Consider the following 21,225-nt stretch of genomic DNA (forward strand, 5'->3'; position numbering starts at 1 on the left):
CTCTCATATCCCAGTGGATGTTTCGTAATTGGTATAATGGCGAATACACTGCTCTGCTCTTTCTCGATCCTCTTCTGTTTGAAAGCTAATTACAAGAATACCGTATACTTCTTCTCTCGTTTCACGAATACGAATATTCGTTAAGTTAATTTTTTCCTTTGCTAAGTAGCCGGTAATTTCAGAAATGACCCCGGGGTAATCGGGAACATCGACAAATAAATCGTAGAATGCCGGGATTGCACCTTTTTCTTTTACAGGCATCTCATCACGAAACTGCTTTGCCCGAGAAAAATATTGAAGGAGAGCTTCCTCATTTTCAGCCCTTAACATATTCGCAACCCTTGCCATTTCTTCCTGCCAATCAGTGAATAATTGTAAAAGAACATCTTTATTATGAAGAGAGATATCCTTCCACATATGTGGGCTGCTAGATGCTATTCTTGTGATATCGCGAAATCCACCAGCTGCAAGCCTTGTGACTAAGCTTTGCGTCCTGCTTGTTCTTTCTGCCTGATGAACGAGAGAAGCAGCAATAACATGAGGGAAGTGGCTAATCACTCCTGTCAAATAATCATGCTCAGCAGGATGCACTTGTAAAAATCGTGCTTTTGTTCCTTTAAGCCACATTTTCAAGCTTTCTAATGCCTCTGGATCCGTATCGGTCTCGGGTGTCAATAAATAAAAGGCATTTTCAAAAAGGATTGATTTAGCTGCCTGAACTCCGCTTTTATGTGAGCCAGCCATTGGGTGACCACCGACAAAAGTATAGCCTTTGTCCCTTAAACAAGCTGCTTTTTTAACAATTTCCACTTTTGTACTGCCCGCATCTGAAATAATGACACCTTGCTTTAAAGAAAGATGACAGAGCTGTTCGATCATCGTTTCAATCTTCTTAACTGGTGTGGCAATTAAAATCAGGTCAGCCTCAGCAGCACCTGTTTCTATTTCCTCCGCTACTTCATCAACGACACCAAGCATTGCCGCTAACCTTGTTTGTTTCTTATTTATATCATAGCCAATAATCTTTGCTTTCGGATGTTCAGCTTTTATACATAAAGCCAATGAACCCCCGATGAGCCCCAGCCCAATAATAAATACACGACCTTTCAAGGGAACACCTGCTTTCATGATTGCTAAGAGCTCCTGTTCATAGGAACCATGAATGGTCCGAATAGAGCAGGAGCTTATTTATTAGAGTCGAATTTGAAAAAAATGTAGCATTATTACTTATTAAGCGGGGACTTTTCAGAAATAAATGCTTTCATAAGGGCAATCATTTCATCGTTCTCTTCCTTTGAGCCAACTGTCACTCTGACAGATGTCGGAAAACCAAGAGCTACACCTGAACGAACAATATATCCTCTTTCTAAACAGTACTGGAACACTTCATTTCCATCCACCTTGAAATCAATCAAAATAAAATTTCCCTGGGACCTGCTATAAGACAATTGCTCTTGCTCGCAAAAATGATAGTATTGTTCTAAACCCTCGCGATTTCTCTGTCTGCACATATCCACATACGCTTGATCTTCGAGAGCAGCTGTAGCGGCGATTTGCGCAAATGTATTTGTATTAAATGGTTCCCTTGCCGGTTCAAGAGCGCGAATCACCTTTTCACTGCCGATCCCATATCCAATGCGAAGACTAGCCAATCCATAAATTTTCGAAAACGTCCTTAACACAATTAAATTCTCAAATTGTTTTATCAGTTCGATAGAATGGTAATAGTCTTCCGCTACAACGTATTCGAAATAAGCTTCATCTAATACGACGAGTGTCTCTTGCGGTACCCTCTTTAAAAAGGATAATAATTTGTTTTCATTAATATAAGTGCCAGTAGGATTGTTCGGACTACAGAGCCATACGACATTTGTTCTCTCATCCATTTGTTTTAACATGCCTTCGAGATCATGTTCGCCATTAATAAGAGGGACTTCCCGTACTTCTGCTCCTTCAATCACGGCATTATGCTTATATTGAGGAAAAGTCGGCGCTGCCATAACCGTGTTAAATCCAGGTCTCAGCAAAGCTCTAGAAATGATTTGGATATTTTCGTCAGAACCGTTTCCAAATATTATTTGTGTTTCTGATACACCTAATTTACTAGCCAACGCTTCCCGCAAATCCGTCGCATACCCATCCGGATAAAGAGCCAGAGAACCAGCAAATTGGTTAATTTTATCTAATACTTGTTGCGAACACCCAAATGGGTTTTCATTTGAAGCAAGCTTCACTATTTTTTCAAGTCCATATTGTCTCTTCACCTCATCAATTGATTTTCCCGGTTGATAAGGAGTCAATTGAAGAAGCTCTTCCTTCCATCTCATTGATTTTCACCACTCTCTGCGATCGTTTCATTCGTCCTTTAAATCTGGTCTTAAACTAATTGCTTTTTCCAAATAAACATGATGTATTTCTCTTTGGCTCTTTTCAGTATTGATATGTATCATGATTCGAATACAGTTTTTTAAAGAATTCTCAACCGGAATCTCCCTCATGCACATGACAGGGACATAGGTCCAGCCCGTGATTCTTCTTAAGGCTTTTGCGGGAAACGCTCCATCAATATCCTCCGTGACCGAAATAAACACGGATGCAACAGCTTCAGCCACGATATCATTTTGTAATATCATTTCCCGAATAAGCTTTTCTGTTGCTGAGACAATCTCCTGCTCGACATTTTCCTCAATGGTAGTAGCTCCCCTAACCCCTCTAATCAATATTTTTCACCTCTTTAACATCAATCTTGTTGAAACTGCTTTAACTCAGTTAGCAGAAATTGATCGTCTAACGGAACGGCAACAGGCTTTCCAATTCTTTCAAGAAGCACATATTGAATATGGCCATCGACCGCTTTTTTATCCTGCTTCATACGCTCTAGCAAAGATTGAGGATGTAACCCCTCTGGAATCGATGTGTTATAACCGAGCTGCTCCACCCAAGTTTTAAATTTTTCGTAATGAAACGAAGTGTTAAACAATTTATTGCTTAACTTCAATGCAAACAACATTCCGATTAATACAGCCTCACCATGGGTCACTTTTCCATAGCCAGCTTCAGCCTCAATCGCATGCCCCAATGTATGGCCAAAGTTCAAAAAAGCTCGTATCCCTTTTTCCTTTTCATCCTGAGAAACAATCACACTTTTGATCTGAATTCCTTTTTTTAGCATATACTCTAGTTGTTCGAAAGTAAGAGCCGTTAAATCAGAAATATTTGTAAGTAACCATTGGTAAAAAGCCTCATCTTGGATCAAACCATGCTTTATTACCTCAGCGAACCCTGATCTTCTTTCCACGTGCGAAAGGCTGCTAAGAAAGTTTAAATCATAAAAGACAGCTTCTGGCTGATAAAAAGCACCTATCATATTCTTTCCCAAAGGATGATTAATCGCAACCTTTCCACCAACCGCACTATCATGGGCAAGAATCGTAGTGGGCATTTGAACAAAAGGAATTCCTCTCATAAAAGTAGCGGCGACAAAACCACTGAGATCACCAACAGCGCCTCCACCAAATGCTATTACCAACGATTTACGGTCCAATTTTTTTTCTAAACAATAAGTTAAACAGCTTTGGTAAACATCGAAGGTTTTTGCATATTCACCATTTGGAATGATATAGGTATATGGGTGAAACTCAGTGAGGACACTTTCCAAAGCTGGTAAATACCTTTCCCCGACATTACCGTCTGTAAAAATGACTACCTTCGTCAATGAAGGGAAGTGCGTTTTTAAAAAGTTTGGAAGGGCAGATATGACCCCTTCTCCGACAAAAACCGGATAACTTCTAGAATCAGTGTGAATTTGGAGCGACTCCATTAGAATTCCCTCGCAAACGTACGCTGCTGTTCAATCGTGCTTATCAATGTGTCCAGTCTATCAGCGTAAAATTGCTCCACAATCGCTGACGCTATTTCCCATGCAACAACGTGTTCGGCGACAACAGCAGCTGCCGGAACCGCACAGCTATCTGAACGTTCAATACTGGCTGAAAAAGGCTCCTTCGAATCGATGTCCACGCTTTGAAGCGGTTTATATAATGTTGGTATTGGCTTCATCACCCCTCGAACGACTATCGGCATCCCGGTAGTCATCCCGCCTTCGAATCCACCTAATCGATTTGTTTTTCGAGAATAGCCTTTCTTCTCATCCCACACAATCTCATCATGTACTGCGCTCCCAGGTTTTCTTGCGGCTTCAAAACCAATGCCGAATTCTACACCTTTAAACGCGTTAATACTAACAATAGCTGCGGCAAGCTTAGCATCAAGCTTGCGATCAAAATGAACATAACTCCCCACTCCTGCAGGTACCCCTTCCACGATCACCTCAACGATGCCGCCGATTGAATCTCCATTTTCCTTTGCTTCGTCAATCGCCTTCATCATCGCTTTCTCAGCATTTGCATCTAAGCATCGAACAGGGGAATTTTCAGCAATTTCCTTTAATGAGTCCATCGATTCGTACTTTCTAACTTCACTTTTAATTCCACCAATTTCAATCACATGAGATGCTACTTCAATACCTAACAAAGATAGCAGCTTCTTTGCAACTGCCCCAGCAGCTACTCTTACGGTTGTTTCGCGTGCTGATGAACGCTCCAGAACATTGCGTAAATCGCGATGTCCATACTTGAGACCACCGTTCAAGTCAGCGTGTCCAGGTCGTGGGCGCGTAATTTTCCGTTTTACTTCTTCACCATCCTCAAGGTCAGGTGGCTCTTGCCCCATAATTTTTGTCCAATGCTTCCAGTCATCGTTCGCAACCACCAATGCTACTGGAGAACCGAGAGTTAAGCCATGTCTCACTCCGCTCGTTATTTGAACAGTATCTTTCTCAATTTGCATTCTTCGGCCGCGGCCATATCCTTTTTGGCGACGTGCTAATTGCTCATTAATTTCTTCAGCCACTAAAGGCATTCCTGCCGGCAATCCTTCGATAATCGTTGTCAATTGGGGGCCATGTGACTCTCCCGCTGTTATGTATCTCATAACTCTTTCCTCCTTCAACTCATTAAAGGATTATGTACCAATATAACATACGTACGTAAAGAAGAATAGTAAAAAATTTAAAATATTGCCTATATTTTGTCCTTAATATACGCTAGTTAGCACTTTCACACTGTTCTGGCATCATTCATAATCCTTTCTACGATTAATCATTAAACTTTATTATAAAAGCTGTTTAGCCTGTCTCGATAAAACGAGAGAGAAAAAAGATTCCTTCTAGCGCTTCATCGACTTAGGAGCGATCTTTTTAGTACTACTTTAAAAAGATAAAAACTAACGTTTCCTATGAAATAGTCAAAAAAAAGAGCATTTCCGCTCTTTATTTTTTCCGATAAAAAAAAGTATCTTCTGTATCAAAACCGTACAAGCTTGGGTTAAAAATCTGCTCCGTACTGCCAACAAAGAAGATACCATCTTCCTTAAGGGCATTGCTAAACTTTTTATACAGTATATCTTTCGCTTCTTCAGTAAAATAAATTAAAACATTTCGACAGACAATTAAATCATATGGCCCTGCAAATGGATCTGCCAACAAATTTTGTTTTTTAAATGTCACGGTTTTCTTAATCTCATCTGATATATAATATAAGCTGCCATCCTGTTTAAAATATTTGCGTTTAATATCATCCGGAACTTCGTTTAAAGACCTTTCTGGATAGGCGCCTATTTTTGCCCTAGAAATAACATTTTCATCTATATCGGTTGCCAGAACCTGAACTTGAGAAAGGGGCTGTAATTTCGACATAATCATGGCAATCGTATAAGGTTCCTCACCCGTCGAGCAGGCAGCACTCCATATTTTCAAACGACTATTTTTCGCCAACAGTTTCGGCAAGATTTTTTTCTCTAATACTTCCCACCGTTTTCCATTTCGATAAAATTCTGAAACATTGATCGTCATGCGATCCAAAAATTCATCCAAGTGCGATTTATTTTCCTTAAGAGCCATAAAATACTCATTAAAAGAGCGAAAGCCTTTTTTTTCATAGAGGGATGTGAGCCTTCTTTTCATTTGCGCTTCTTTATATAACGAAAGGTCAATTCCCGTCTTCCTCTTAACGTTTTCAACAAATTGTTCGTAATCCTGTGTCATTTCTTTCTCCCTATAAATAACAACTTTATTTTAAGTATAGCTTAAAAGCGAATAAAAAAATACAATTCTAAAATCAAGCATTTCTAAAAAGATTAAAAAAGCACTTGCAGATTATACAAGCGCTTACTTTTTCCAGAATCATAATTAATTTCTAATTAATAAATCCATTCACTAATTAGTTTTGAGTAAGAAACAAGCTCTTCTTCCTTGAAAAATAATGAAATTTCTCTTTCAGCGCTTGCAGGAGAGTCCGAACCGTGAATAATATTCTTCCCAACTGTCGCTGCATAATCTCCACGAACTGTTCCAGGTGCAGCATCCTTTGGGTTTGTCGCCCCCATCATACTGCGTGCAGTCGCAATAACATTTTCACCTTCCCATACCATCGCAAATACAGGTCCAGAAGTAATGAAATCAACTAACTCACCAAAGAAAGGACGCTCCTTATGCTCGCCATAATGCTGCTCAGCCAATTCTTGAGGTATACTCATTAACTTTGCACCAACTAGTTGAAAACCTTTTTTTTCAAAACGAGAAACGATGTCACCAATTAGACTGCGTTGCACACCATCAGGTTTAACCATTAAAAAAGTCTTTTCCATATGTTCCACTCCTACTGTTTGTCTATATGTATGGACTTAATATTTATGACAGCCCACGAAAATATTACCATTATTTTCACATAATGGCAACAGAGGATTCAATCTGTTTTTAATTAGTAAACATAAGAGTGAAGCGCTTGTCGTTAATGTTTTTACGATTTTCTTTTGCCAATATAAAGCGCAATGTCCCTCAGTGTCTTTTTCGCCTTATTATTCGGGAGTTCATCAAGCACCTCAAGCGCCTTATCTAAGTATCGATCGCTAAATTCAAGGGATTTTTCAATCGCATTTGAATTCTTTATAAGCTCAATAATGTGAGTCATTTCATCTGATCCAATGTTTTCATGCACTTTAACTATTTCACTGCGCAGCTTCTCATCTTTCATTGCAAATAACACAGGAAGAGTGATGTTACCTTGAAGTAAATCTCCTCCAGCAGGCTTTCCAAGTTCTTTTTCAGTGCCTGTAAAATCGAGAACATCATCGGTAATTTGAAAGCTCATTCCTACAAAATAACCAAAACGAGCTAGTTTGCGATGTACTTCCTCTTCTACCCCAGCAGCAATTGCTCCCAGTTGACAGCTCGCTGCAATCAATAAAGCAGTCTTTCTTTTTATTCGCAACAAATAATCGCGCAAATTTTGCTCGAAACGATATTTATCTTTAATTTGTTCAATTTCGCCGATCGTCAGTTCCACAATCGTATTGGATAAAATTTGATGTGCAACTGGGTTTTCTACATTTGTCATTAACTCTAATGATTTAGCAAAAATATAATCTCCAGAATACATGGCAAAACGATTATCCCATTTACTTTTGATCGTCGGTCTTCCACGACGCAGATCAGCATCATCAATGACATCATCGTGAACTAAAGAGGCCATATGGATAAGTTCCAAAGCAACAGCAACATCTTTAACCACTTGGATATCGTAGCGTCCAAATTTTGCTGCCAATAATACAAAAACAGGGCGAATCCTTTTGCCTCCTGCCTGCAGTAGATGCAAGGATGCTTCCTGCAAAAGTGAAGATTCCCCCTTCACCGTTTCTTCTAATGAATTTTCTATAATATTTATATCAGAGCTTAAAAATGAATACACCATCTTTAGTTTCATTATGACGTCACCAATCCTAAAAACTTTAACACGTAATAAGAGTCAACCTGCCCTTATTCTTTGTGGCCAATATGTACAGCAGCCGCACCGCCACTGTAAGGCTTGTAGCTTACCTTCTTAAACCCTGCTTGCTCAAACATTTTTGCCAGTTCTTTCATTCCAGGAAAATCCTTTGCTGACTCATGAAGCCATGCATATTCATTATAGCTCTTTGCAAAAAGCTTTCCGAAAAACGGCATAATAAACCGAAAATAAAAATAGAATAGCTGTCGATATCCAAACATAGTCGGCTGAGATGTTTCTAGACAAACTCCGATCCCGCCAGGCTTAAGAACACGATTCATTTCCTTTAGCACTTGCAAGTAATCCGGTACATTCCGTAGACCAAAACCGATCGTAACATAATCAAAGGTATGATCAGGAAACGGCAACTCCATTGCATTTCCATGAACTAATTGAACATTGTCCAAATGCAAATCGTTAACTTTTTCTTCACCAACTTTAAGCATGTTTTTGCTAAAGTCAAGCCCAATAACTTCTCCGTTCGAACCAACTTCTTCTGCTAAGGCAATCGTCCAATCTGCTGTACCGCAGCAAACATCTAACGCTTTAGAACCGGTCTTGACGTTCATTCTCTTCATCGTGTCTTCACGCCATTTTTTATGCATCTGAAAACTGATCACTGAATTCATCTTATCATAGTTGTCAGAGATTTTTTCAAAAACACCATGTACACGTTGTTCTTTTGACTGGTCCATTTCCTTACCCTTCTTCCACAAGCGATTTCACACCTATTTGATGTTGATTTAAAACCACTTCAATTTTGCTTTCAACCGCTTCATTTACTAGTGGCAGTTTATTTTTTGCTTTTATTAGCAGTTCTTTTGAAAAGCTTATATATTTATCGCAAATAAATACTAAATGATTTCTTTGTTCATGTGATAATTCTTTCAAAGTATGTTCATGCTTTGGGAAAACTAATTTCTTTAATCCCTCAAAAACTACAGACGTATGGGACTTAACAAACTGCTCCCTTTCTTTATTTAAGCGCTTAATTAATAAGAAATTGGTGATGACGTCATCCCAACCCTTTGCATGTAAATGTTTAATAAGTTTTTTATGTAAAGATGCTTCGATATTCTTAAGACATTCAATAAGTTTTTCAATTCCATCTAGCTCTTGCTGATAAACGATAATTTTCTGATCATTGATGGTTTCAATTCCTTCTGCAAGCAATCTGATTACTTCAATGTTATCTTGATCGGCCAGAATTTTATAATAAAGACCGCTATAGTAGACTCCGGCAAGTACCGTTAGCTGCCTATGTTTTAAATTGGAATCTCCTGAAAGATCGTTCGTAACCTTATCATGGGTATCAAGAGCAATTTGCAATAGCATTGTCGGCACTACATAGCTCTCCATATCTTCAATGGAAACGTTCAGATCATCTAGAAAAGAGACAAGAAAGAAAAGCTTATCTTCATCAATTATTGGCGCTTCGATATTTTTAGTTAAGAAGGGATGATGGATCTTTCCTTCTATTTTTTCCCGAACGTATTCTAGTTTTTGTTGAAGGTTTAGCATGAAATCACCCTTGTATCCCCTAGATTCTACTTTTACTTTTTGTCCCGACCTTTTGAAAAATAAACGCATTGACAATTATATCATAAAAGGTCCTACTATGGTCCTCTTAATAAAAAATATAGATAATTCTGTATATTGTTATATATTAACAATATTACTATATTAAATAGAGAAGTTTAATCTTCGCTTCCGCCACTTTTTATTTCCCCGTATGAGGTCAATATTTTAGCATTTCCTCTTATTTTGATGGCTGAAGTATGTTCAGTAAATTGAGCAATCATGACTTCACCCTTATCTAGTTTCTCAGAGTGATGAAAACGCGTATCTGTGCCGCGAGTTAATCCAATTACGTTAACTCCATCATCAATTGCTTTAATCACTAAATATTCACCGTTTGGTTTGTTTTCCATCCGCTCCCACCTCCCCATTAATGATTATTATGATTCAAAATTTGTCGTACACTCATCATACCAATTATTACATTGACTTTCCTATAGGTTTTGCGAAAACAACTTAACCTATTTTAAAAAGTATCGACCAAATTTCACATTTTAGTCGATACTTTTCGTACTATTGTTTAATTAACGATAAAATTTCCGCTCTTGCTTGACTGTCTTCTGCCAATGTACCCCTAACGGCTGTGGTTACAGTTTTAGCACCAGGTTTTTTGACACCGCGCATTGTCATGCACATGTGTTCCGCTTCAACGACAATCATGACACCGTGTGGTTCAAGCTTTTCCATCATTGCATCAGCAACGGTTGATGTGATCCTTTCTTGAAGCTGCGGTCTTTTCGCTACCGCTTCGACTGCTCTTGCCAGTTTGCTCAGCCCAGTCACTCGGCCATTCCGAGGAATATAGGCAACATGAGCCTTACCATAGAAAGGAACGAGATGGTGTTCACACATAGAGTAAAACGGAATATCTTTAACCAATACCAACTCTTCGTGATCTTCACTAAATATCGTTTCAAAATATTCACGTGGATCTTGATGAATTCCTTGGAATACTTCCTCATACATCTTTGCTACCCGTTTCGGAGTATCCAGTACTCCTTCTCGATTAGGGTCATCCCCCACCGCTTCTAATATTAAACGTACCGCCTCTTCAATTTGGGCACGATTGACCTTTGACATGATTAATATCCTCCTCAGCCTAATCCTTCATCAACTAACCTAAATATAACATTAACATCTTAGCACATCTTACGAAAGACAGGCAAAAAGAAGGAATTTATCTTCCGATAATTTCTAACACAACAAAAATAAGGCGGAATTATATGCGCTAATGATTTTTTGCTCATTTTACCTTGAAACGATGAAACCTCAGTTTCGCATGAAATGAGCAAATAAAAATAAAAAGGCCACGTATAAACGTGAACCTTTTTCAAGAAGATAAGAATATCCACTCGTAAACGAGCAAGATATATTATCAGAAGTATAAAGTACTATGTAATTACTTTACTGCATCTTTAAGCGCTTTACCTGGTTTGAAAGCAGGTACTTTGCTTGCAGAAATTTCAATTTCTTCACCAGTTTGAGGGTTACGTCCTTTACGAGCTGCGCGCTCACGTACCTCAAAGTTTCCGAAACCGATTAATTGTACTTTATCACCATCTTTTAAAGCATTTAAGATTGAATCAAATACAGCGTCAACTGCTTTAGTTGCGTCCTTTTTAGAAAGTTCGCTAGCCTCAGCAACCGCATTAACTAGTTCTGTCTTGTTCATGCCTTTCACCTCCTCCCAAAGAATTCGACTCATTCAGTTGAAAATTGCATTCTTATCATCATTTTTAAACAAAATTACTGATTTCTATACGTAGCGACTCATATTTATCCCTATTTTTAGCCATTTTTCATGGTTAATAGGTTAAAACATTGGATTTTCGTACAAAAAAAGGTCTATCACTTCTTAAATGTGATAACATCAACGTTTCAATTGAATGAACCTCTTTTCATATATTAAATGATAAAAATCAAGATTTCAACGCTTTTCTCTTAAAAAACCTTAATTTATAAGGCTTCATGTCGCTTTCAACAGTAATTCTGTTAAAAGATTATCACAATCATTTAAGGTTATCAAGAAAATTTAGCGAATTAATGGTAATCTTTTCTTTTTTGAACCGTTTTTGCAGGATATTGTCGAGATCAGAACAATATTTCTCAAAATTCAAATTAGAGTGATATTTACACTCGCAATTGCTTTTCAACTAAATTGAACATTCTTATGCTTATTGTTTTATATGATGAAGCAATATTTTTAACAAAGCACAAAAATTCTCGTTGTCCGGTACAAGAGTTCCCTCCAAGCCTATTAAAAAAAGTTGAGAGTCTATGGAGCGAAAGCGCGAGCAATACTACGGATTTTTTCGTTGAAATTCTTTTTTTATCTCGCTTTTTCGCAATCTATTTTGACAAGTAATCCTGTCCTTTACGAACAGCATTCTTACTGGAATCGTGAAAGGGAAGAATACGCTGCCCCTCTAAAAAATAGAGTGAAGCAATAGAGCCTGCATCCTTCGTTAAAACTTGCACCTACCATATGCCCTCTATTCTTTATTTATCGCAAACAACAACAATAAAAAAGACCCCATTCTGGAGTCTTGAGCAGTTACAAAATAATCGCAATTAATCCGCCTGAGCCTTCATTTATAATTCTCTCAAGTGTTTCTTTTAATTTATATCTTGCATTTTCCGGCATTAAAGAAAGCTTAGCTTGAATACCTTCTCTTACGATTGAGCTTAGGCTTCTGCCAAAGATATCAGAGTTCCAAATTGATAATGGGTCATCCTCAAAATCTTGCATTAAGTATCGTACCAATTCCTCACTTTGTTTCTCTGTCCCGATAATCGGCGCAAATTCCGATTCAACATCCACTTTTATCATATGGATAGACGGAGCAACAGCTTTTAATCTGACACCAAATCTAGCACCTTGGCGAATGATTTCCGGCTCGTCTAAACTCATGTCAGCAAGTGTTGGTGCAGCAATTCCATATCCCGTTTGTTTTACCATTTTCAACGCATCTGATATTTGGTCATATTCTTGCTTCGCATGAGCAAAATCTTGCATTAATTCTAAAAGATGATCTCTTCCCCTTATTTCCACACCGACAATTTCTTTTAAAATGTCATCATATAGCTCATCTGGGGCAAAAAGATCAATTTCCGCAACCCCTTGACCCATTTCAATACCAGCCAATCCTGCTCTATCAATAAATTCATAGTCTCCAAAGAGATGTACAACTCGGTCGACATCCCTCAGCCTTTTAATATCTTTAACTGTATCCTTTACTGCTTCCTGATAGCTTTCTCTGAGCCAATGATCTTCTTTCAATACCATCACCCAGCTCGGGAGGTTAACATTGACTTCTAAGACCGGGAATTCATAAAGAGCTTCGCGCATAACATTTAGAACATCTGCCTCGCGCATTCCTTCTATGCTCATTGCAAGCACTGGAATATCATATTTCTCAGCCAGTTCTTGACGAAGTGCCTCTGTATTCGGGTGATGTGGCTGAACACTATTGATCACCATAATAAATGGTTTCCCAACTTCTTTTAACTCTTCAATAACTCTTTCTTCAGCCTCAATATAATCCACCCTTGGGATTTCTCCAATTGTTCCGTCTGTCGTAACGACAACACCGATGGTTGAATGCTCTTGAATCACCTTTCTTGTACCAATTTCAGCTGCTTCGTGGAAAGGAATCGGTTCTTCGTACCATGGAGTATTGATCATTCGAGGACCATTTTCATCCTCGTAACCTTTCGCCCCTGGTACAGTATACCCAACACAATCTACTAAACGAATATTGACATCTAATCCTTCGCTGACATGAACTGTAGCCGCTTGATTGGGAACAAACTTTGGTTCAGTCGTCATGATCGTTCTTCCAGCTGCACTTTGAGGCAATTCATCTTGGGTTCGAGCTCGCTCTGCTTCGTTATCCATATTCGGTAGAACAACGAGCTCCATGAATTTCTTGATAAAAGTTGATTTACCTGTTCGTACTGCTCCAACAACTCCTAAATATATATCGCCGCCCGTTCTTTCAGCGATATCCTTAAAAATATCTACCTTTTCCAAGTGATCCCCTCCTGAAATCGTGAGTTAGTGGGATAATAGTTATCCTTATTTATTGCCATTTAAAACTCTCATATCGAATTTGTCACGATACTTAGACAATATATGTGTATGATGTTGTCCTACTCAGTTATGACAATTTTCTTTAAAAATACCTCCTTATTTATGAATTTCATTTCAAATTAAAAGGAGTTATGAGAAAATCCTTTTTTAATTTCTTTTTACTTAAAATGGATCAATTAAGTATAATAAAAACCCTTCTCCTACAATATATTCCGTAAGAAAAGGGTTATGACTGCAAATTTCGATTAGAAAACATGGTCAAGAAGGCATAAAAATGATTTCATTTGTTTCTACCTCAATTGTATACGGCAATGAGTAAGCAGGAACAAATAATGAATCTTCATGGAGGATAGTTCTAATATCCACACCTGGTTGCAAAGATTTTGAACCATCTTGCAAAATTTGATATAAATCTTTGCGATAATCTACAAATACTTCCGCATTTCCATTAATCACCAATGGAAGTTCTTGACTAGTATAAGGACTAATTACGACTGGTTCTTCCTTGAAACCAAGCTGTTGATAATCCAACGAGAAGACACCATCAGCGATCCTCTCTTTGTAGGGAGGATAGTCTTGCATTGAAATTCTTAAGTTTATATCTCTAATGATCTCCGCGACCCGCAAATCAAATATTTTTACAGTTGGATTTGTTTCCACATCAATTAACACATATTGAAAAACCCCGCCAGATTCATACGCATTTCCTGGCGGCTCTGCCATATATTGAGGTACAAGCTGCTTAAAATCTATCAAATACTTTTGATAAATCGGGGTATCGTTTTCTTTCGTTTTGATCGGGAGAATTCCACCCTTGTCCTCTTGGAATCTTTCAACTGCGGATTGAACAGTTGTAACTTGCTCTTGATATGGGGTCTGATTTTGGGCCAACTTGTCCTGTGGGTAAGCACAGCCGGTTAAAATAGCGGATGTGATCAGGCAAATGGACAAAAAAAGTATTCCTTTATTCATAAGTATCAATCCTTCTATTCTATGTATTGATTAATAATCTATGTGGTCGGGCCGCTTAAAACTACGAAAAAAATAATAATTCCACTAAAGATCATTAATACGTACGCAATGAGAGCAGTAATAAATTTTATAACACTATTTTTAAATTTATAGCGGCTAAAATAAATCATGATAATTGAAATAAACATAAATCCCATTGCAGAGATCGAGATCCACATTTTTAACATGGCTGGTGACATATCATCAACTCCTTCGAGAGACTTAGAGATTCAACTAAAATATCGTTCTGATTAGGACCGGGAAAACGCAAAAAATAAAGACTCCACTGTCATTTTCCGAATTATTATAACATAAGCAATAACAGATAAGTAAATCATTTGTCCCATCAATGAGCTAGCATCCTATCTTTTATTAACAAAAATTCCCAACTGATAAAAAGGACAAAAAAAGACTAAAGTAAAGTAGGGGGCTGCTCTTTACTTTAGCCTAAAATGACTAAATACACCATACACCCTGTTCATTTCACCAGTTTGCTTCGCTCCCATTGTATGCATCACCAAGATAAATCGCATCCTCGAAAGCCTATATTTTGAAAATATTATAGACATACACCATGTATCCATTAACTGGTTACGACTTAAATCTGGTCACTTGAGAGAACGTTTGCTAAATCCTCCATTTCATGGGTTTTGACTCGTGACATTAAGGAATCCACTTCATCTTTCGGACTAGCGTCCTTGAATAGCACATTATGAAGTGCTGTCGTAATCGGCATTTTCACTTCAAATTTTGCTGCCAATTGATAAGCAGCTTTCGTTGTTCTTACCCCTTCAACAACCATTCCCATATTGTCCAAAACCTCTTGTAGCTTTTGACCTTTGCCTAGTAAATTTCCAGCTCTCCAATTTCTTGAGTGCACACTTGTACATGTGACAATTAAATCACCGATCCCCGCTAATCCTGAAAAGGTTAACGGACTTGCTCCCATTTTAGTACCCAGTCGGGCAATCTCAGCAAGACCTCTTGTGATCAATGCCGCTTTGGCATTGTCGCCATAGCCAAGCCCATCCGTAATCCCAGCAGCGAGGGCAATGATATTCTTTAAAGCGCCCCCGATTTCTACACCAACAATATCCGGGTTTGTATACACCCGAAAATAGGAATTAATAAATAAGTCTTGGATTCTTTCCGCTGCCCCCATATTTTTCGAGGAAACCGTTACCGTTGTAATAAACCTGCGACTGACCTCTTCTGCATGGCTCGGTCCCGAAAGTACAACAACATCTTTTAGTAGCTCCGCTTCCATTTCATCCTCAATCATTTCAGAGATTGTCATCAATGTATCTGGTTCAATCCCTTTGCTTACATGGACGATTGTTAACGGGCGCTCCTGAACTTCCTGAATCTGCTTAAGCACTTCTCGAATCGCTTTAGTCGGGACTGCTAAAAGAATGAGATCAATATTTTCTAATGCTGTTTGCAGCGATGAATGGCCCACAACTTCTTCCGGAAGCGTAACTCCCGGTAAATATTTTTCATTGCTATGATTGTTATTAATTTCCTCAATTTGCTGAGGGTTATGTCCCCAAAGTCTAACCTCATGCCCATTATCTGCAAGGACCATTGCTAATGCCGTTCCCCAGCTCCCAGCACCGATGACGGAGATTTTTTCTCTTTTTCTTTCCACATTATCACGTCCTTATTTTAATTAGTGAACACTGTTTCGCACATAACTTAGACAAAGTCAAGGAGTCTAAAGTTACCGAAAAAAGCGATATTGAAAAAGTTTAGTGCTACTATAAGCATTAGAAAAAATGACCTATCTATTTTGCAAATTTTATTTACGTTCACGAGCAAAGATTTTTATCGGGGTACCTTCAAATCCAAACGCATCTCGAATGCGGTTTTCTAAAAAGCGCTGGTAAGAGAAATGCATCAATTCTGGATCATTGACAAAGACAACAAATGTTGGAGGGCCGACAGCAACTTGTGTTGCATAGTAAATCTTCAACCTTTTCCCTTTATCTGTTGGCGTTGGATTCATAGCTACAGCGTCCATTATAACATCATTTAAAACGCTTGTTTCCACTCTTCTCATATGGTTTTCACTTGCCATATCAATCATCGGAACTAAAGTATGTATGCGTTTTTTTGTTAAGGCTGATAAAAACACAATCGGTGCATAATCCAAAAATAGAAAATGATCTCTAATTTTCTGTTCAAAGTCTTTCATTGTTTTTTCATCTTTTTCAACAGCATCCCACTTGTTAACAACGATGACAACTGCTCTTCCCGCCTCATGGGCATAACCCGCAATTTTTTTATCCTGTTCAATAATTCCTTCTTCTCCATCTAGAACAACTAGAACAACGTCTGATCTTTCAATTGCCCTTAAAGCACGCAAAACACTATATTTTTCTGTACTTTCATAGACTTTACCTTTTTTACGCATACCTGCCGTATCAATAATGACATATTTTTGCCCATTCACCGTCACCATTGAGTCGATCGCATCACGAGTTGTACCAGCAATATTGCTAACAATTACCCGTTCTTCTCCGAGAATGGCATTAACAAGTGAAGATTTTCCTACATTTGGGCGCCCTATTAACGAGAATTTAATAGTATCCGGATCATAATGATCTCCCTCATCCTTCGGAAAATGCTTCGCGGCCTCATCCAATAAATCACCTAATCCTAAGCCATGAGCACCCGAAATTGGGAATGGTTCTCCAAATCCTAAGGAGTAAAAATCATAAATCTGCTCCCTCATCTCTGGGTTATCAATTTTGTTAACAGCTAAAACAACTGGCTTCTTAGCCTTATACAAAATCTTCGCTACTTCTTCATCAGCAGCAGTTACTCCTTCTCGGCCATTGGTTAAAAAAATAATCACATCTGCTTCGTCTATCGCAATTTCGGCCTGTTGACGAATCTGATCCAAAAAGGGTTCATCTCCAATGTCAATTCCACCTGTATCAATAATATTAAAATCATGAGTTAACCACTCTGCGGCGCTGTATATCCGATCTCTCGTTACCCCAGGAATATCTTCTACAATTGAAACCCGATCTCCTACTATCCGGTTAAAAATCGTTGATTTCCCTACATTTGGACGTCCAACTATGGCTACTACTGGTTTCACCATGAACATCACCCTTTCCTTCTTATAGACTACACTTGCACATAATTCTGAAGTGTTTACATCTTTTAATAATGTTTTTCTTTCAATTTGGCATTTCCTTAGTAAAGAAACCCTTCCATATTAGAAGGGCCTAACCTAATTATATTAACAAAGTGAATACTCCCTCGCAACGAAAAGATTGGATGAGCCAGTGTTTGTTTGGCTAAAAATCACGAAAAATGAAGCTTGAGAGTAATTAGCGAACACATTAATGCTTCACAATTATATACAAATCTTCTGTTAACGCATGAGCAATCCCATCCAAGATCGCTTCCAAATTGGCTGTAACCTTATCCATCTCTTCCTTGTTATCACAATAAAAAACAGCAACACCAGAAGGAACCTTCTTTGGATTTGTTGTGATAACAGCAAGAATAAATTTTTCCAGGTCCATTGTTTTTACATCCCCTCTTCCTTTTTCTTTCTTTCTGTCGGCATCCGGATCGCATTTTCTAATGTCGGTACTTTACCGATGATTTCAATTGCTCTTTCTATATCTCTTTCTTGAGGCAGAACAAAAATACCAATTCTGCCATCATCTAAATCTCTTTTCGCCAAAGGAACTAATGCGGGAGTTCCTGAGTCTCGATATACACCTAGCGCGGTTGAAACATCATGTAAAATCGCTTGTCTTTGCCCTAAATTCGCGATCGTTGAGCGTGAGTCGAAATTTTTAGGTTTCAAAATAAAACCCATTCCGTAGCGTAAAACCTCTTTTCTTCTTTCAGGCAATCCGATATTCATAATGTAGATATTGTCTACATATAATCCAGAGCCATCAAATCTCGGCTCCACATACTCAATTTCAACAATATCTTCAAGCTTTCCACCCGCCATTAAAATTTTCGAAAGAAAAAAAGCAATTACACCAACCAATAAACCACCCCATAAATTCGTCATAATGTACCCAAGTGTTGTCAGAAGGGAAGTGAAGATGACTAAATAATTGCGGCTCTCAAAGGCGATAGCAATACCTTCAATATATGTTTTTCCCCTTGGAACAAGTTCATAGCTATCCATTTCCGTTAATGTATTCCGTTCCATATTGCGTACCTCTCTAAATTGAGATGCGGCAATAGTTAAAAAGGTAACTGCTGTGAAATCTTCCTCCAAAATAGATGGGACTGCAAGTGTCCCTAAGCCAGCAGCAATAAAACCTAAAGCAATATGGATGATTTTCCCATGCAAATATGTTGGATACTGGCGATAATCTGTTCTTAACATATAAACTCTTGTTAAAGTTCCAATAATAATCCCAAGTAGGATGGAGTATGTATATTCACTCATGATGGTTTTTGCTTTCCCCTTTCAAGATGTTTAATTTGAGATTCAAAATAGGATGACACCTTTTTAAAACCATATATAATGAGCAAAAATCCGATCGAGATTGAGATGACATCCAAATAAGCAAACGAGCCAATTAAATAAGTAGGAGTAATATGTTTTAAGATCGACGCATACAGAATCTCTCCATGTATGGAACCACAAATAAGGATGATGATGCGAAATTTCACATCATGGTGTAAAAGTAAGGCGATATAAGTTAAAAGAAAGGACAACATCATATTTCGATCGAAAATAAGCCATACTGGATCGTATAGTTCATATAGATGAAAGGTTGTAAATGCAAGCATGATAATAAAGGAGGTAATAAAGAGATATAGACCTTTCCTTCCCCTTTGTTTTGCCATTGTTATATACGCAGCTAAAAGCAGAAACAAGCTTGAAGCAGAAATATTAAGAGCAAACAGTTTCATTGAATAAGAAGATAAAATAATGACACTTAAAATAGCGGCTGATAGCAGAAGTCTTGAGCGACTTTTACTCATAAAAAAAGTGGTGACAATCCAAAATATCCAAAATAACCAAAAAAAGAGAACTCCTTCCATTCCGTTACCTCCTATCATCTCCATTATGTCTCATCGCTATGTACTTTAATCTGCACTAAATAAACTTTTATGAGCCACAAAAGACTGATATCAAGGTTGTCTTTGAATAGGATGATGAAAAAAGATAGATCCTATAAGTTAGGAGGTGGCCAGCATGGGAAAAGATCGTCAAGAAAAAAAGATAAACAAAAGTAATAAAGTAGAATCCGATCGTGATCAAGCACTCCATTATCCAGGAGCCACAAAAATGTCCAGCCCACAAGAAGCAAAAAAACTAAACAATGGAAAGTAGAAAAGCGGAAGGTCCCTGTTTAGCACCGTATGGCCTGGAGAGGCAGTGACTGAGATATAGGAGATACGAAGAGCGGAAGCGATTCGTTATCGACTTATCGTAGGGAGCTGGCTTGAAGGACAATAGGTGCTAGGGACCTGCAGCTGGACAAAGAAAAGCGAAAGCGGCTTGTTCATCTCCGTACAAACTGAAAGGGCCTCGACTTATCGGGGGAACAATAAAGCTCCCGGCGCTTTTTAGCACCGGGAGCTTTACTTTGTAAAAGAAAATTTTATGTTCGTTGGCTGTATCTTTTAGAATCAATTCCTCTTTCAGTTAGCCAATGATGAGTTTGACCAGATATTAACAGAGGAACATGCTGGAGTTCTAATAACGTTTTTGCCCCTAAGGCCGTCATCATAATTTGTAGCTCTTTTTTCATCTCTTCAATTTCTTCAATGAGAGCTTCATATCCGTCATTGACAAGTATTTTTAAAATTTGCCCGGCAAGACCTGTTGCTGAAGCACCAAGTGAGATGGCTTTAATAATATCGAGACTATTTTGAATTCCCCCAGAACCAATAACTGAAACTTCTCGACTCGCTTCGGCTGCTTCTATAATAGAGATTGCGGTCGGAATGCCCCAATCATTAAAAAAAGTAAGCAGCTTGCTTCTTCTTTCGTTTTCAATCTTAGCGAAATTTGTACCACCAAAACCTCCAACATCAACAGCCGACACTCCAACACTCTGAAGTTTTTCAACTGTTTCACGTCCCATTCCAAAACCGACTTCCTTAACAATTACAGGAACCTCAAGATCATTAACGATAGACTCAATTCTTCTGAGAGCGCCGACAAAATTCCGATCTCCTTCAGGCATCGTTAACTCCTGAATGGTATTCAAATGAATTTGCAATGCGTTGGCCTCAAGCATATCAACCGCTGCTTTTGCTTGTTCGACAGACGCTTCACTCCCTAAATTTGCAAAAATAAGCCCATTCCGATTTTCTTCACGTACAATTTTAAATGTTCTTTCCTCTGATGGATCCTTTAAGGCAGACATTTGTGATCCGACAGCGATCGGGACGTTTGCTTCCCTTGCTACAATCGCTAATTTTCGATTAATTTGCAATGTCGCTTCACCGCCACCACCTGTCATTGCATTTATAAAAATTGGCGAACTTAATGTAAGTTCGCCAATTTTTGTTCTTAATTGCACTTGCTCTATAGAACAATCAGGTAAGCTTTGGTGAATAAAAGTAATGTCATCGAAACCAGCAAGTCTGCTTTGACCAATTTTTAAAGCATGCTGTATATGTTCTGATTTCCTTTTTGCTCTTGTCACCTATTATCAC

23 protein-coding genes are annotated in these 21,225 nt (G+C 38.3%); 1 reads left to right on the forward strand and 22 read right to left on the reverse strand.

What is annotated here, in order from left to right; translation table 11 throughout:
• Nucleotides 1–3 precede the first annotated feature (3 nt).
• The 21 genes from FCJ93_RS06590 to FCJ93_RS06690 all read right to left on the reverse strand — a co-directional run bounded on the left by FCJ93_RS06590 (nt 4) and on the right by FCJ93_RS06690 (nt 19,599).
• A complete protein-coding gene (locus FCJ93_RS06590; RefSeq protein WP_095306595.1) occupies nt 4–1,110 on the reverse strand; it encodes a prephenate dehydrogenase in 1,107 nt (368 codons plus the stop codon).
• A gap of 113 nt (nt 1,111–1,223) precedes the next feature.
• Nucleotides 1,224–2,327: a histidinol-phosphate transaminase gene (gene hisC, locus FCJ93_RS06595; protein ID WP_137743175.1), complete on the reverse strand. Its 1,104-nt coding sequence runs from the start codon at nt 2,325–2,327 to the stop codon at nt 1,224–1,226.
• A gap of 27 nt (nt 2,328–2,354) precedes the next feature.
• Nucleotides 2,355–2,720, reverse strand: coding sequence for a chorismate mutase (gene aroH, locus FCJ93_RS06600; protein ID WP_095306541.1), 366 nt, complete (start codon nt 2,718–2,720; stop codon nt 2,355–2,357).
• A 20-nt stretch (nt 2,721–2,740) separates the two neighbouring features.
• Nucleotides 2,741–3,820 (reverse strand): 3-dehydroquinate synthase, encoded by a 1,080-nt coding sequence (gene aroB / locus FCJ93_RS06605; RefSeq protein ID WP_095306542.1) that lies wholly within the window; start codon nt 3,818–3,820, stop codon nt 2,741–2,743.
• Nucleotides 3,820–4,992, reverse strand: a complete 1,173-nt coding sequence (aroC, locus tag FCJ93_RS06610) for a chorismate synthase (RefSeq protein WP_137743176.1) — start codon at nt 4,990–4,992, stop codon at nt 3,820–3,822. The genes aroB and aroC overlap by 1 nt, the downstream gene beginning before the upstream one ends.
• Before the next feature lie 337 nt (nt 4,993–5,329).
• Nucleotides 5,330–6,103 (reverse strand): CheR family methyltransferase, encoded by a 774-nt coding sequence (locus FCJ93_RS06615; RefSeq protein WP_095306544.1) that lies wholly within the window; start codon nt 6,101–6,103, stop codon nt 5,330–5,332.
• A 155-nt stretch (nt 6,104–6,258) separates the two neighbouring features.
• Complete coding sequence (ndk, locus tag FCJ93_RS06620) at nt 6,259–6,705, reverse strand: nucleoside-diphosphate kinase (RefSeq protein WP_095306545.1); 447 nt, start codon at nt 6,703–6,705, stop codon at nt 6,259–6,261.
• 152 nt (nt 6,706–6,857) lie between these two features.
• Nucleotides 6,858–7,820: a heptaprenyl diphosphate synthase component II gene (hepT, locus tag FCJ93_RS06625; protein ID WP_095306546.1), complete on the reverse strand. Its 963-nt coding sequence runs from the start codon at nt 7,818–7,820 to the stop codon at nt 6,858–6,860.
• A 53-nt stretch (nt 7,821–7,873) separates the two neighbouring features.
• The gene (locus FCJ93_RS06630; protein ID WP_095306596.1) at nt 7,874–8,578 is read right to left on the reverse strand and encodes a demethylmenaquinone methyltransferase; all 705 of its coding nucleotides are present in this window, start codon (nt 8,576–8,578) and stop codon (nt 7,874–7,876) included.
• A gap of 4 nt (nt 8,579–8,582) precedes the next feature.
• On the reverse strand, nt 8,583–9,404 hold the full coding sequence (locus tag FCJ93_RS06635) for a heptaprenyl diphosphate synthase component 1 (protein WP_095306547.1): 822 nt from the start codon (nt 9,402–9,404) through the stop codon (nt 8,583–8,585).
• Between the two features lie 176 nt (nt 9,405–9,580).
• Nucleotides 9,581–9,814, reverse strand: a complete 234-nt coding sequence (gene mtrB / locus FCJ93_RS06640) for a trp RNA-binding attenuation protein MtrB (protein ID WP_095306548.1) — start codon at nt 9,812–9,814, stop codon at nt 9,581–9,583.
• 160 nt (nt 9,815–9,974) lie between these two features.
• Nucleotides 9,975–10,541, reverse strand: a complete 567-nt coding sequence (gene folE, locus FCJ93_RS06645) for a GTP cyclohydrolase I FolE (protein ID WP_095306549.1) — start codon at nt 10,539–10,541, stop codon at nt 9,975–9,977.
• A 319-nt stretch (nt 10,542–10,860) separates the two neighbouring features.
• Nucleotides 10,861–11,133, reverse strand: coding sequence for an HU family DNA-binding protein (locus FCJ93_RS06650; protein WP_126409103.1), 273 nt, complete (start codon nt 11,131–11,133; stop codon nt 10,861–10,863).
• An 882-nt stretch (nt 11,134–12,015) separates the two neighbouring features.
• On the reverse strand, nt 12,016–13,494 hold the full coding sequence (spoIVA, locus tag FCJ93_RS06655; protein ID WP_095306551.1) for a stage IV sporulation protein A: 1,479 nt from the start codon (nt 13,492–13,494) through the stop codon (nt 12,016–12,018).
• 318 nt (nt 13,495–13,812) lie between these two features.
• Nucleotides 13,813–14,526, reverse strand: coding sequence for a hypothetical protein (locus FCJ93_RS06660; protein WP_095306552.1), 714 nt, complete (start codon nt 14,524–14,526; stop codon nt 13,813–13,815).
• 38 nt (nt 14,527–14,564) lie between these two features.
• A complete protein-coding gene (locus FCJ93_RS06665; protein ID WP_095306553.1) occupies nt 14,565–14,765 on the reverse strand; it encodes a DUF2768 domain-containing protein in 201 nt (66 codons plus the stop codon).
• Between the two features lie 398 nt (nt 14,766–15,163).
• Entirely contained in the window at nt 15,164–16,213 is a 1,050-nt protein-coding gene (locus FCJ93_RS06670) for an NAD(P)H-dependent glycerol-3-phosphate dehydrogenase (RefSeq protein ID WP_095306554.1), read from the reverse strand.
• 150 nt (nt 16,214–16,363) lie between these two features.
• Nucleotides 16,364–17,674, reverse strand: coding sequence for a ribosome biogenesis GTPase Der (gene der, locus FCJ93_RS06675; protein WP_095306597.1), 1,311 nt, complete (start codon nt 17,672–17,674; stop codon nt 16,364–16,366).
• Nucleotides 17,675–17,918: 244 nt separating this feature from the next.
• Nucleotides 17,919–18,104, reverse strand: a complete 186-nt coding sequence (locus FCJ93_RS06680) for a capping complex subunit for YIEGIA (RefSeq protein WP_095306555.1) — start codon at nt 18,102–18,104, stop codon at nt 17,919–17,921.
• Between the two features lie 5 nt (nt 18,105–18,109).
• Nucleotides 18,110–18,997, reverse strand: a complete 888-nt coding sequence (locus FCJ93_RS06685) for a YIEGIA family protein (protein ID WP_095306556.1) — start codon at nt 18,995–18,997, stop codon at nt 18,110–18,112.
• Complete coding sequence (locus tag FCJ93_RS06690) at nt 18,994–19,599, reverse strand: YphA family membrane protein (RefSeq protein WP_137743177.1); 606 nt, start codon at nt 19,597–19,599, stop codon at nt 18,994–18,996. The genes FCJ93_RS06685 and FCJ93_RS06690 overlap by 4 nt, the downstream gene beginning before the upstream one ends.
• Before the next feature lie 154 nt (nt 19,600–19,753).
• Here FCJ93_RS06690 and FCJ93_RS06695 point away from each other — a divergent pair, with 154 nt between their 5' ends.
• A complete protein-coding gene (locus tag FCJ93_RS06695) occupies nt 19,754–19,891 on the forward strand; it encodes a YpzI family protein (protein ID WP_095306558.1) in 138 nt (45 codons plus the stop codon).
• Between the two features lie 271 nt (nt 19,892–20,162).
• Here FCJ93_RS06695 and fni read toward each other — a convergent pair whose 3' ends face one another.
• Nucleotides 20,163–21,215, reverse strand: a complete 1,053-nt coding sequence (fni, locus tag FCJ93_RS06700; RefSeq protein ID WP_095306559.1) for a type 2 isopentenyl-diphosphate Delta-isomerase — start codon at nt 21,213–21,215, stop codon at nt 20,163–20,165.
• Between the last annotated feature and the right edge of the window lie 10 nt (nt 21,216–21,225).

Source organism: Robertmurraya siralis (assembly GCF_005502275.1).
In the GTDB taxonomy this organism is placed as follows: Bacteria; Bacillota; Bacilli; order Bacillales; family Cytobacillaceae; genus Robertmurraya; species Robertmurraya siralis.